This is a genomic window from Bacillus salacetis (genome assembly GCF_003581585.1).
In the GTDB taxonomy this organism is placed as follows: Bacteria; Bacillota; Bacilli; order Bacillales; family Bacillaceae_B; genus Rossellomorea; species Rossellomorea salacetis.
This window is the reverse complement of sequence record NZ_QXIR01000047.1, coordinates 1-12,701: the sequence shown is the minus strand read 5'-3', so window position 1 is coordinate 12,701 and position 12,701 is coordinate 1. Positions and strand designations below refer to the sequence as shown.

Annotated in this window: 11 protein-coding genes; 4 read left to right on the top strand and 7 right to left on the bottom strand. The window is 41.8% G+C overall.

Annotation, left to right across the window (positions count from 1 at the left end; translation table 11 throughout):
- The first annotated feature begins 222 nt into the window (after positions 1-222).
- The 3 genes from D3H55_RS25075 to D3H55_RS25065 all read left to right on the top strand — a co-directional run bounded on the left by D3H55_RS25075 (position 223) and on the right by D3H55_RS25065 (position 1,521).
- A complete protein-coding gene (locus D3H55_RS25075) occupies positions 223-549 on the top strand; it encodes an oxidoreductase (RefSeq protein WP_240628753.1) in 327 nt (108 codons plus the stop codon).
- A gap of 107 nt (positions 550-656) precedes the next feature.
- Positions 657-815: an oxidoreductase gene (locus tag D3H55_RS25070; RefSeq protein WP_240628754.1), complete on the top strand. Its 159-nt coding sequence runs from the start codon at positions 657-659 to the stop codon at positions 813-815.
- Between the two features lie 304 nt (positions 816-1,119).
- Positions 1,120-1,521: a hypothetical protein gene (locus D3H55_RS25065; RefSeq protein WP_240628752.1), complete on the top strand. Its 402-nt coding sequence runs from the start codon at positions 1,120-1,122 to the stop codon at positions 1,519-1,521.
- Here the strand turns inward: D3H55_RS25065 and D3H55_RS22145 are convergent.
- The 7 genes from D3H55_RS22145 to D3H55_RS22115 form a co-directional block, all read right to left on the bottom strand.
- Positions 1,518-5,930, bottom strand: a complete 4,413-nt coding sequence (locus D3H55_RS22145) for a coiled-coil domain-containing protein (protein ID WP_119549496.1) — start codon at positions 5,928-5,930, stop codon at positions 1,518-1,520. The genes D3H55_RS25065 and D3H55_RS22145 overlap by 4 nt on opposite strands.
- Entirely contained in the window at positions 5,917-6,654 is a 738-nt protein-coding gene (locus D3H55_RS22140) for a DUF6063 family protein (RefSeq protein ID WP_119549495.1), read from the bottom strand. The genes D3H55_RS22145 and D3H55_RS22140 overlap by 14 nt, the downstream gene beginning before the upstream one ends.
- Positions 6,644-8,158, bottom strand: a complete 1,515-nt coding sequence (locus tag D3H55_RS22135) for a replicative DNA helicase (protein ID WP_119549494.1) — start codon at positions 8,156-8,158, stop codon at positions 6,644-6,646. Before D3H55_RS22135 ends, D3H55_RS22140 begins: the two co-directional genes overlap by 11 nt.
- On the bottom strand, positions 8,149-9,171 hold the full coding sequence (locus D3H55_RS22130; RefSeq protein ID WP_240628751.1) for a Wadjet anti-phage system protein JetD domain-containing protein: 1,023 nt from the start codon (positions 9,169-9,171) through the stop codon (positions 8,149-8,151). The genes D3H55_RS22135 and D3H55_RS22130 overlap by 10 nt, the downstream gene beginning before the upstream one ends.
- Before the next feature lie 339 nt (positions 9,172-9,510).
- Positions 9,511-10,497 carry an HNH endonuclease domain-containing protein gene (locus tag D3H55_RS22125; RefSeq protein ID WP_119549493.1) on the bottom strand — a complete coding sequence of 329 codons (987 nt, stop codon included), beginning with the start codon at positions 10,495-10,497 and terminating at the stop codon, positions 9,511-9,513.
- A gap of 21 nt (positions 10,498-10,518) precedes the next feature.
- On the bottom strand, positions 10,519-10,842 hold the full coding sequence (locus D3H55_RS22120; protein ID WP_119549492.1) for a nucleoside triphosphate pyrophosphohydrolase: 324 nt from the start codon (positions 10,840-10,842) through the stop codon (positions 10,519-10,521).
- 24 nt (positions 10,843-10,866) lie between these two features.
- A complete protein-coding gene (locus D3H55_RS22115) occupies positions 10,867-11,988 on the bottom strand; it encodes a PDDEXK-like family protein (RefSeq protein ID WP_119549491.1) in 1,122 nt (373 codons plus the stop codon).
- 221 nt (positions 11,989-12,209) lie between these two features.
- Here D3H55_RS22115 and trmL point away from each other — a divergent pair, with 221 nt between their 5' ends.
- Positions 12,210-12,680, top strand: coding sequence for a tRNA (uridine(34)/cytosine(34)/5-carboxymethylaminomethyluridine(34)-2'-O)-methyltransferase TrmL (trmL, locus tag D3H55_RS22110; protein WP_119549490.1), 471 nt, complete (start codon positions 12,210-12,212; stop codon positions 12,678-12,680).
- Positions 12,681-12,701: the final 21 nt, after the last annotated feature.

The following is a 12,701-nucleotide window of genomic DNA, read 5'->3' as shown; positions in this document are numbered from 1 at the left end:
TGGTGCTTGGGATAAATATATCTAGCCTTTAATTCCATCAGCCATTTTCATTCTTTCTCTTAAAATCTTTTATTTTTTTAACAATTAAGATCACTTTCAATTAGGATTCTTCTCAACACAAAGTGGATTTAAACCTTCATCACTCCTAATAATTAGGTAAGAATTAAAAAATACAGTGGTGAATCACAATTAGAATACAACTCCAATCCCCTATTAGAACCGGTGACCCTTTTTAGTGGAAGCAATATAAAGAACCGATTTTTCAAGTCTGCGATGAGTCAAGCTCTTGGAACAAGATATCACGACTTTTCTCCTGCTCTCGTGACCTTATACAAAACATGGACTGACGGTGGTACAGGACTCGTTGTGACTGGAATTTTCATGATAGACAGAAATGCTCTTGGTGAATCCGGGTATGTTGTTATTGAAGATGAACGAGATATTAAAATGCTAACCCAATGGGCAGAGGCTGGAACGAAGAATGGTACTTTTATGTGGATGCAATTAAATCATCCCGGAAAGCAGTCACCGGGAACGCTTTCCAAATAGATGCGTCCCAAAGCGCCCTACCATTTTCCAGAAATCTGAAAAAATCTTTAATGAACCGAGGGCTCTTACTCCAGAGGAAATACAGGAATTGATCATCCGATTTGGAAATGCACAAAAGATCGCTCATAAGCCGGACTTACCGTGTGCAAATCAATGGTGCTCAAGGTTACCTCATCAGTCAGCTTTTATCTCCGTATCATATCCGGCGCACTGATGAATGGGGAGGCAGTTTGGAGAATCGAACGAGGTTTTTAATGGAGGTCTAACATGAGGTTCGCAAAGAGACCAGCGAGAATTTCCCAGTTCGAATCCAGTTAAATTCTGCTGTTTTCCAGCGGGGCTGATTCACGAAGAAGAATCATGGGAGGTTATTCGCAGCCTGGCAGACTCGTGTATCGACCTAATCGAAATCTCAGGTGGAAATTATGAGAGTCCAGCTATGCAGGGATCGAATGTCAAAGAAAGCACAAAGAAGTGGAAAGCCTATTTCCTTGAATTTGCTGCAAAGGTAAGAGAAATTTCGTGTCTACACCATTGATCGTCACCGGAGGCTTTCGTTCTGAGAGTGCTATGAAACGCAACGCAGTTACTCAAGGTGACATTGATACGTTGGGAATCGCCAATCCTCTTACCCTGGTCCCTGAACTCCCAAATCAAATTTTTCAAGAAACCTATGAATCCATCCAGTTAAAACCGCTATATAAATCGGCGTCCATGTTGGAGATTGTCTTGTATGAGCGCAGCTGGCATGAATGGGGTATGGAAAACTACCTAAACCCGACCATAGTATCTGGCTGGCGTTATTGCACACAATCATTATCAACGGGAATTCTGTTTTTAGAAAGCGGCGTGAATGATCCAGATATAGGTGTCCCCCTTTGTATAAAAGTATTAACATTCTGTGGGGCATGCCAATTCTTCAACTGGAAAGAAGCAAGCGCAACTTCCCATGCTTCTTTTATAAACCTCTAAAATAACAACTCCATCTGCTCAACCTCACCAAGCCGGTCAAGTGCCAGTGGGGCATGATCCTGAAAATAGGCCTGATGCAGCTGCTTTTCCTTCGTCATGATCTGCTTATTGGAATCGGCCGCCTTTCTTAAGCGGCAGCTATAGATGACCGGGAAGTAATCCCGCAAGAATTTCCCTTCTGCATGTGCTGTTAGCGCAATGATCTGGAAACCCAATTGTTCTGCAATGAAGAAGACCGGATTTAATACGTGATCACTGGATGCCTTTCCAAAAGGATTATCCATTATCACTACTCTGTGGAGTTTCATGTTTGCTTCAATATGCTTTTGTTTTTCGGCAACATAGTTGAGGATTCCTAGGAAGAGCGTCATATTTTTGCTCCATTTTTCGCCTCCTGACCAGACATTGGATTGCTCCCATGAGTAGGATCGGGTTGTGACCTGGTTGTCGTTTGTGACTTTTCGGCAGGTCACCTTCATCATGTCATTGTTCATGACAACACGGAGGAGTTGTTTGGATTGGATCCATGTTTCAATCTCTTTCCGGACCTTTCCAGTATCTTCACTTCCCTCATTGTTTTGGAAGCTGTCGGATTCCAGTTGATCCAGTATCCATTCTATGTGCTTGCGGATGCGGCTTTTGCCTTCTTCCTCTGTCCATTCCGGGATGGTGAATTTGTAGATTTCCTTCCACTTGTCCTCTACCTTCACCTTTGTTTTTTTCGGAATGAGTTCAAGCTCCCCTGCAATCGTACGAAGGTGACTATTTATATGGCTGACAAATTGCTCGAGTTGTTTGTCATGGTCCCTTATACTGGCTTCATTGTATTTAATGGCTGTTTGAATGCGTTTTTGCATATGTGTCTGGAATTCAATGACTTCTTGGTACGTACGTTTTGTCTCAATCCCATCCCGTGCCATTTTTTGCATTTTTACATTCGTGATTTTGTTTTTACAAAAAGATTTGAACATTTCCTTTGCTTCTTCAACCTTGGACCACTCTTTCGATACCTTGTCTCTTCCTTGGCTCAGTTCGGAAGTGACTGTCTTCACAAAGGCAACTCGATCATAAGTAAAATCCTGGACCTCGCTTTCAGATAACACAGTTGCAGCAATTGATGGGCCTTTAAAATGGTGGGCTTCTTCATATCGGTCCAGTTCATGGAAAGCATTAGTAATGGAATCAAGCTCTTTGTTGAAACGCTTTTGCTCGCGTAACAAGAAGGCATGCTTTTCCTGAAGCTGGTTCTTTTCTTCAAGAAGTTGATCCTCTACATCTAATAGGGAATATATAAACCGTTCCGGCTCTTCTCCCTGAAATTCTTTCTTAAATTGATCAATTGCAAGCTCTACCACTTGCTCCCGCTTCAGTTTCTTCCCTCTAACATCATCAAATCGCTTTGTCATCTCTTGAACAACAAGGTCCAACTCTTTCATTTTCCCTCTGAGTGAAGAAATCTGTTCTTCTCCGTTTGGAGGGAAATGCATGTCTTCATTCAATGGACCATAGTCTAAAACTATTTCTTCCATCGATTTTTGAAAAATGGTTTTATCCTTTTGAGCACTTTCTAATTGAACTTGAATTTCACGACGAGTGCTTGATAGCTTACGTAAGGAAAACTCCAGTTCCTTGCGTTCTGCTTTTAAAACATTAATGGCTTTACTGGAATACTTCGGATTAAACGATTTCACTTCTAGATAAAGTGGATCTTCCATCAACTTAGTGTAATGATAACGTTCGCTTCTTTCCAGCTCTTCAATTCGTTCCTTTTCCCCTTGTAATCTTTGAATTTGACGTTGAGTCCCCCTCATAGATCGTTCAAAGTCATTGATTTGTTGTGTCAGGTCATCCTGGATTTTCTTTAGCTCTGTCTTTTCTTTTTCAAAGCCGAGATATTCAATGGATGCCTCTAATTTCCGCTCCAGCCCCTGATGTTCTTTTTCAAAGGAATCGATTCGCTCCTTCTGAGTAGATAGCAGCTCCTCAAATTCGTTCATGTTTGTCTGCAGTCTTCTTTGCTCTGCCCTAAGTTCTTGAATTTCTTGGTTGAGCGTCAGCAGGCTGTCTTTCCAATCAAGATAGCCTCCGTAAGGAAAGTCTCGTAGAAAAGCTGATAGTTGATCCGCGCCTCGACTCCATTCTTCCAACCTGGCTTCGGTTTCTTTTCGGGCATTTGTTGCTTCCTCTGCCTGCTCCTGCATCGACTGTTTCCAGACTTGGAAGGCTGTCTCCTGTTGATTTTGTGTCCAGTGACTGGGAACGATTGGAATGGAAGGGTGATTCTCTCCTTTGACGATCGCACGTGCTTCTTCCATCGTCAACACCTCTATTGGAAATTGCAGATGCTGGTTCAAGTGTCGGACTTTTTGTTTCAGCTGCTTCTGTTCCTTTTCGGTTGTAATGAGTGTCATCGGCCACAATGGATACTCGGCTGCTTCCCCTGTGTTGGATTCCTCTAATGACTGAATAAATTGTACACCCGTTTCGAGAAGATCAAACTGATTGCTCCATTGTTTGATTTGCTTTTCTAGATACGGATCGGCAAAGAATAGATCCTGACTGCCGTAATCATCCAGGAACCGGTGTGCGATTCGTTCCCGATGCAAACGGTCTTCTCGCTCTTTCTCTATCCTTTGAATGGAATCGCGGATTTGCTGTGTAATAGATTCCTGTTTGAGATAGATTGACTCATGGGCAGCCCATTGGGGTCTTATCGAGCCTAGTACAGCTTTTACCTTTTCATGTGCTTGCTCTATTTGCTTTATCTTAAATTCCAGTTCGAGGCGTGTACTTTCTTTTTCTTCCTTCTGTTTCTGCACAGACTCCTTTTGTTCCTTCGCTTCTTTAATCTTGCTTTCCAGCTGTTTATTTTCTGTCTTCAACTGCACAATTTCAGTATCCAGTGAAACAAGACGATTTTCCCATTGCTTGGCACTGTCTCTAACAGATTCCTGATCAGGGTTTGATAAAATACGATTTTGGATACGGCTCATTTGTTTATCCAGGTTCTGAGTGACTCCAAGGTTTTGATTGAACGCACCCAGTATTTGCCTCAGCTGGTTACTTATGTCTTTTTCTTTTATCTCTGCATCTTGTATCTGATCAACGATCGGTTGCTTTTCAATCAAAAGCCCTTGCGTTCGTTTCTCGCTTTCTTCCAGCTCGTTGGAGTAGTACCCCATAAGCTCCTGACTGTTTTCGTCGAGCTTGTCTTTGATTTCTTCTATATCCAGATCATGATCCAGTGTGTCCAGCTGGTTATGTAATGACTCCAGGCGATCTTCTGTTTCCTTGTGCAGCTGTTTCAGATGGACTAATTTCAAGGAGTGGAAGTTGGTTTTTGCTTCCTTATAATCGTCTTTTCCAATTGCGAGCTGCTGTTCGGCATCCTGCTGCTCCACATTCAAGCTGTCCAGAGTCGCTTGTTTTTTTTGAATGCTTAAAGACAGCTCCTTTTTCAGGTGATCCTTCTGCGCTTTTTCCCATTGCAACTGTTGTGCTTCGTTTTCTTCAAGGTCCGTAATCCTGGCTTGCTGCTGGATGAGGATGAGGTTCATGACCGCTTTGGCGCGTTGTTTAGTCAGATTGTATTCTTGCTGATGTTCATGTAATCCTTCGTAAGTTTCCACATAGCGATTTAGCTCTTCTTCAATCGTTTTGTTTTCTTCGATTTGCTCCTTTAGCTCCTTGTATAGTTTGAAACTGGAACGATGTTTTTCGAAGGTGTCAGCAAAGGCATTTTCATTATGTCCCGAGATGGCCCCTTCTACGGTTGGAATCAGCAGGCGGTCAAAAAGTTGATTCGTTTGCTTGCACTCATCAAAGAAGGCTTCAACGCCGCCTTCTGTACTATTGATTTTCACGATGCTCTCCCACTCATTGGCAATGATGTGATACTGTTCCTCGATATGTTCCTGGAAGGCTTTAATCGTCTGGAAAGTATGAGCATTCATATACTGCTGTGTCATGTTTTGATAATAATCGGAAATCTCCCCGCGATCGGATGGGCGGTTGGAGTCTTTGCGGACAAACGGAATGTCCTCAATCCCGTGCCGGTCCCCTGTCTGATACGGATACACATACCGGTAGGAGCCGAGGCCATCCTTTGTTAAAAATAAACTGACACACGTCACCAAATACCGTCTCGGATTGTCTGACAGGATCCATTCAATGGCAATATGTGCAGGATAGTTGTCCAGCTGCAGGGTCTGCTTGATTTTACGGTCCGATAGATTTGTATGCGGGATGATGGCTTGAAGGGCCGTCTGGATAAAGACGGTCTTTCCGCCGCCGTTTTCCAGCAGAATGGCTCCATTATAACCATCAAACCTAAAAATCTCATCATTATACCGCTTCATCCCATCCTCATACACGACATTGGTAAAACGAACTTTACTAATCGATGGCATGCTCATCCTCCTCCCATTGATAGATAAACTCAAGGATGCCCTTGTTGTATTCGACTTCCATAAAAAAGCGCTGAATGATCGTTTTCGCTTTTTCCGTTAGAATGACTTCATTGTTTCCTATCTCTTCAATCAAGCCTTGATCGATTAAAAATCGTTTGGCTGTATCCATGAAGCTTAGACGGCTGATTGTATTGCCGCTCTGCTTTTTCGCCGTTTCTTTAATATCATTCATATCGTCCCATTTCTCAATAACCTGCTTCCAGTTGTAAGAAAATTCCTGTTCCCGTGAGCGAAGCTCCTTTTCATCATGCTCCATCAGAAGATTGATTTGGTCATTTACAAGTCGGGCCCAGTCATCGATACTGATGAACTCCCTGGTCGGTTCGAGCGTTTGATAACTGTCATAAAAGGCTCCAAATAAGATAATCGTTGTAAAATAAAGCAAGTAAATATCCGCATTGGTTGCTCCTGATTTTAAATAGGTTCGCTTTATAAAGTCATTGTTCACATGAAAAGGCGACAGCTTTGTCTTCGGAATCATATAGATCTTGTCACCCGCACGGATAACGACACAATCGACACGGTAAGCAAAACCATCCACTAAACCGCGAATCGCATCATCCGCGATATACAAAGAAAGTGCCTCCTCATCTGCCTGACCATCACGAGCCAATACCGTATACAGCTCAAATGCCTGCATGACTTTGCTTTCACTATAATTCATCTGGTAATTCCTCCTCTACTGCAATCTCCATATTCTGAAGCGAAAATCGTTCTGTCACCTGTATCGTGTCTGGTTTTTCTTTTACCTGCAACGTCCGATTTCCGAGCAGTTTCAGAGCATCATCCATACTGTGCTGCTGCTCGTCTCCTTCCGTCTTTATGTGACCGGGAACAATCGGCGATCGTTGGTGCAGCATGATCCAAAAATCGTAGAAAAAACGCTGATCGAGAAGTCCTGCCTTCTTGGTCACTCTCAAAAATTCTATGACACTAGCAAGATCATGGCAGCCTGCATCAATTGCAGACAACACGGCTTTCATTACCGCTCCATAGTTTTTTCGCAGCCGTTCCTCGTAGTCATTTTCACTTTGATGTCCAACCTCCATAAATCCATAATCCACGGTTTCTTCACGGTCCTCACGAATGTTTTGTTCAGCAAAGACGGTCAGTGGCGACCACTGCTCAACCTGCTGTACATGGAGAAATGGGTGAAGCAATCCTTTCATTGCTTCTAACGGAAGCGGGGTTCCAATTAATCTGGCATTGATATCCTGTTCGAAGTTAAACGCCTCGATCCCCGTATAATAAAGTGATTCTTGTGCAGCTTTCAGTGTGTGATTTTTCAGCTCGATACTTTGTTCAAGCAGCCTCGAGTGTTCGTAGTGGACCTCTTCAAGCTGATTGGTGATCTCGAGTACATAGGCATACGTCTTCGTTTCTTTTTGGTGATAATCCTTTTCGTATAGACGATCCTTGGTTTCTTTTACAAATTGCCTCAGCTCTGAAAATTCTTCATTTTCCCGTTCTAGTCTTGTATGAATATCTTCGAGCAGTACCTTGTATCGATCAAAGGTTTCCTCAGAGACAATGCTGCGCTGGATCTCATGACGGAGCTTTACCATTCGTTCATTCAGGGACTCCACATCTATCCGCATTTCATTAATTTGACGCAGAGCTCCCCGGAATTCACCTTTTTCCAGCTGCTTACGAAGCATCAACTGATTAATGGAAAGCTGGAATTCACTATAAAATTCCTTTGTTGCGAATACGAGCTCTAATCCATCCTCATCAAGCGTATAGTACTGGGTGTTTGTTTTAGAATCAAAAGCCTTGGCTTTCAAAAGTGAATATTCCAGTTCCCCTTCCTCCAACGTTTCCCAGTCATGAAAGGCATAAGTCCGTTTTTTCCCTGTAGTTGGACGGAATGTCTGGATAATGGTCGAGGCGATGTCTTCACACGCCTGTCCATCGAGTACATATTGACGTTCCGTTAGTCTCCGTAAAAATATTGCCAGATCCTTTGTTCCGACCTTATGGTGCCGCATGATCTTTTGTTCAAAAAAGAACAAGAGTGTCAATAAGCCGAGCCCTTTCATATCTATAGGGGAATCCTGCTGATCCTTTACTTTTTTTCGGTCCAGTTCAAATAAAGGGTCAAATAAAGCCAGGCGGCGCATACGTTCACGAAACCCACTCGTGATGTCTGAAATCTCATTTAGTTCCATTCAGCCTGCCTCCATATATCCTGCAATTCACATGTTCTCAATACTTCCTGAGGGAAATAATGTCCCTGTTCTAAAACGGATTGAATCTTGGTCCGCTCTTCCTCTGAGAAAAACGCCAGAAACGTTTCAAGCGCAGCTTCATCCATTCGTTGACTTGTTTTACCATCCAGTGATGCCTTGTCCAGGCATGCTTGGTAAAAAGGCATCGCTGGCTTGACGGGCTGCTTTTCATTGAGTCGATCCCAAATGAATATTCCTGAACGGTCAATGTCTCCAAAATAATAGAACATGTGAGTTGCATTTGGGATGGGAAGTTGTCGTTCAAATTGTTCAATGCTTTTAATGATCTTATTTCCGCTTCCATAAATCAGCGTGCAAAAATTCGTTTCAGGAAGTGCATCAACTAATGCTTGATACGTTGTTTTATTTTCCACAATCAAGTGTTTGAATGGCTGCTGTGCAGCGAGTACCGTCGGATTCACGGCAAGCATCATCGGATCTGATACAGGAATGACCTTCATCGCTTCCCATAATCCAACCCGCTCAAGAAGTTCTTTCCCTTGTCCTTCTGTAATCCATTTCTCGTCTCCAACTAACTCAACACTTCGTTCAGGTGCCGGCACTTCATAATGGGGAAAACCAAAAGCTTCTATATAAGTATGTATGGATTGTATAGAGGAGAGGTCTTTTTTCCATTGTGAAGGGTCTAGACCAAAGTAGGAATCTAGTTTAATAGAAGGATGCAGGTGAAGACGAAAATGTTTTATTTCTTCATGGAGCTCTTTTTTCAATCGTTGTTTTTGAATCCGGTATGTATACGCTACTGACAGAGTTCGTGCATTTCGTCCCTTTGATTTTACCATCTCCAATATCCCTTCCTCCTCAAAGGATAGCACCAGCTCAGCAAACTGCTCATAGGACCCTGTATGACTTGGAAGCATATTTTCTAATTCTTCGATGGTAATGGTTTTTTTCTTATGTTTAAAAAGTTTTTCTTTCATTTGCTCTCTCATAACATCCCCTCCTCAAAAAATGACAATCTTTTACTTTTATTTTACTAGATCCTGTCATGCTCGTCAGTAGGGAATATTACAAAAGGAATATTGGTGACTTTGGCTAGCGCTTCTCAGGTAAACAAAGCCACTGGTTCCTATGTTTCTTGTCGGGTTAATAACTGCTTTAATTGCCATAAACTCTTAACGGTCTAAATAATACAGTTGCTTCATAAAAACCTTGGGAGGAATATTGGAGAAGTTCTCTGATTTAGTTACCTTCTTATCCCTTTTCTATTAAGCCACAGAGCTACATGTCCTGACCAGTTGGCTACAAAGAATTTGCCAAATAGTTTCACACTACGGTCTCCAGATAGAATCAAACCCATTCTTAATAGAATAATCATAAAGCATGATGATTTTCTTAGGTTTATAATTCTCCATCAATCTTACAACTTCCCCACAAGGTTCAGAAACAATTAGTTGCTCATTCCGTCCTACTATTCCATCAAGGTATCCTCTCTCAGGCAACTTATCACTCTTTGAGCTATTGCACTTATTGCAGGAAAGCACAAGCTTCCAGATATGGTCTGACTGGACAAAGGACCAAGGTATAAAATGGTCGACATGGGTTTCTCTCTTCTTCCCTGTCAAAGCCTTTCCACAATAGAAACAACTGGCTTCAAAATGAGAAAGGAGGATCTTTTCAAAAGGCTGAAGTGATGAACGCTTGGCAATGCTCTCTACTTTTCCGAGAAGGTAGTTAATACTCGGTACCTCGTTTAGTTCCTCTATCATGGCAGCCATGTGATAGTTGGTAAGGTGAATGATAAGTCTTTGATAATTAAGCATGAAATCGTGGACTGCTGGATTGAACCTTAACTTCTCAGTTTTATGATCAAAGGCATAGAACTTAGCTCTAGTATCACCGTATAATGCACCGAATACATTGATTTTCATGGTTGATTTTACTTTGCTTATCAGTGTCACCTGAAGGGAGTCATTGAGCTTATCAAAGATCATTTCAGAGGGTATGGAATACTTCTTCTGTTCCTCTTCTATGATAGTTACAACTCTCGCATTCTTTCCTCTATTATGTTGTGTTAGCTTATGGGTAACAATCAGATTCCAATACACCTTTGTGAATGTATAGGCCAACTGATCATATGTAACCTCAAAATCCTCATTAACTTGATACAAATTTTCTATCAAGGCTTTTATCAAGGCGTATTTATATGTAGAGGATTTGACTGACTTACTGGATAGGACGATTGTGAAGATCCTCCAGATTTCCTCGTCAGTTAAGTAATCTTCTTTTAATTCCCCTACTCTTAGCTTATGGCTCATTTTAATCCTTCCCTTGCTGTATTAATCCTCTACCTCAATTAAGAAAATCTTCTCCTCAAAAGCCCCACTCTTCTCCGCTTTCTCACGGCGAATCTCTTCCACTTCTTCAAGAGTTGTTCCATGGGACTTTGCAAAGGCATGTACGATCTCCATCAAATCGGCCAGCTCTTCCAGTGCCTCTTCCCTTGTTTCGGCATCCCGGTATTCCTCTAATTCTTCGAAGCTCTTATTCTTCAATTCTGTTATGTATTCTTCGTCGGAAAGGATTCTGGTAGTGAACTTCTTTCCGTTTGCTTCTATTATTTCCGGGATTCTGTCACGAACCAGTTTGTTGTATACAGGCATAAGGATTCCTCCAGTAGTAGTTATTTAGATTAGTGTTGCAGCCAACTTTTCATTTAGCATTTCATCTACAAGCGGAGTCAGCTTTTCCATGCTTGCAGTTAACTCTTCAATGACTTCTTGAAATTTATCATTTTTCTCGATATTGATTTTCAAAATTGAGTTGCTTCCGTTTCTTTTGATGAACTGACTATTTTCACTCAATTCATCTATTTTTTGATGGAAAATGGCTGTCCTTTTTTCTCGTAAATTCTCATAATCGCTGTAGCCATCCACCTTCATGTACTTCTTCTGCGGCTTATATGGATTTGGTTCATAATGCAGGTAAAAGTCTGTTTTAGCATTGGTGCTTAATAGATCAATTGACAGCTCAAAATGGACGGATACTGAATCGGCCGTCATTTTCTTTCCGTCATATCTGTTTCGCACCCACTCTTCTTTACTGAACAGGAATACGGCAGCATTTCTTCCGAAACCTCCCGCTTCGCTGAATGTCATGGATAGTTGATCAGGCAGCGAACGCTGGAACGATTGCAGCAGCTTGATCCAAATTAGCTTCTTCTGCAATGAGTTAATTTTTTGGTATTTAGTCGATATTTCATCCGTAGGCTTTGCTGAAGTAATCGGTTCGTAAAATTCTTTTAGCAATGCTGAATAATCAGCTATGACCTTCCTTGCTGAATCATCCCTGATCAATTCTTCCCAGTTCACATCAATGAACTTCTGGAAATCCATCTTGGCAAAAGTTGAATTTTTCGCCGGGGTGAAAGGATCTAATGTTAAGAACAGAAATTGGATTGGTGTACCCTTTCCAGCTTCCAGAGCTGAGAGCAGTTTAGCCCTCCCTTCATCGGAGGCGTATCTGTTCGTCTGCTCCTTTCCTTCCAGAGCTCCTAATTTATTTTCAATGACCAGGATGGTATCCATATTCCCATCCACCTTTCTCGAAATCACGAGATCAGGTGTGCCTATTCCCCTGCCAAGTCCTACCCGCGTCTCCGCTTCAAATTCAGCGTTCATATTGTCTGCGCCGCAGATTTCCTTAGCAAACCATTGGGCAAAGTCCTGTTCTTCGTTGATGAGATGACAGATCATATCGGAAATGACATCTTCCCTGTAAAAGCTATTTAATAACGTAATCGTGTTCATATCATTCCAGCCTCTTCTTTTGTCGGAATTAAAGGTATTTTTACCCTTGGTTCTTCTTTCCTATATTTTAACATAATTGTAGAATCTTTTATTTCACGGAAAACAGCCTCCATAAGAAGACAGTTCCTTTACCGCAAGATTATAAAAAACGGTTCAAACGCATGCTTACCAGGATATATGCTATAATTCAAGGTGGAAAAATTCAGATAGAGGTGACATTCTTGGCCATTCATGTTGTACTATATCAACCGGAAATACCAGCTAATACCGGAAATATCGCACTTACCTGTGCTGCAACGGATACAGCTTTACATTTAATACGTCCGATAGGATTTTCCACGGATGAGAAAATGATCAAACGTGCAGGCCTTGATCATTGGAACTCTACAAACATTACGTATTATGATTCATTGGATGACTTCTTTTCCAAGAATAAAGGTGAGTTTTACTATATAGAGACATATGGTGAAAAAGACCACTCATCCTTTGATTTCAGTGATGATTCCAAGGAACATTATTTTATGTTCGGAAAAGAAACAACAGGGTTACCGGAGGATTTAGCAGAAAAATATCCAGGCCACTTTTTGAGAATCCCGATGAATGATCATGTTCGTTCATTGAACCTTTCGAACACGGCCGCTATATTGGTGTATGAGGCGCTGCGCCAGCAGGGTTATCCTCATTTAAAGTAAAAAACCTTCCGGTATGGAAGG

What these genes read in the sequence shown, in the direction of transcription:
- D3H55_RS22145 (WP_119549496.1), bottom strand. Translation starts at nt 5,930, where the DNA reads ATGCCATCGATTAGTAAAGTTCGTTTTACCAATGTCGTGTATGAGGAT.
- D3H55_RS22115 (WP_119549491.1), bottom strand. Translation starts at nt 11,988, where the DNA reads ATGAACACGATTACGTTATTAAATAGCTTTTACAGGGAAGATGTCATT.
- D3H55_RS25070 (WP_240628754.1), top strand. Translation starts at nt 657, where the DNA reads ATGCACAAAAGATCGCTCATAAGCCGGACTTACCGTGTGCAAATCAAT.
- D3H55_RS25065 (WP_240628752.1), top strand. Translation starts at nt 1,120, where the DNA reads ATGAAACGCAACGCAGTTACTCAAGGTGACATTGATACGTTGGGAATC.
- D3H55_RS22135 (WP_119549494.1), bottom strand. Translation starts at nt 8,158, where the DNA reads ATGGAACTAAATGAGATTTCAGACATCACGAGTGGGTTTCGTGAACGT.
- D3H55_RS22140 (WP_119549495.1), bottom strand. Translation starts at nt 6,654, where the DNA reads ATGAATTATAGTGAAAGCAAAGTCATGCAGGCATTTGAGCTGTATACG.
- D3H55_RS22130 (WP_240628751.1), bottom strand. Translation starts at nt 9,171, where the DNA reads ATGAGAGAGCAAATGAAAGAAAAACTTTTTAAACATAAGAAAAAAACC.
- D3H55_RS22120 (WP_119549492.1), bottom strand. Translation starts at nt 10,842, where the DNA reads ATGCCTGTATACAACAAACTGGTTCGTGACAGAATCCCGGAAATAATA.
- D3H55_RS22125 (WP_119549493.1), bottom strand. Translation starts at nt 10,497, where the DNA reads ATGAGCCATAAGCTAAGAGTAGGGGAATTAAAAGAAGATTACTTAACT.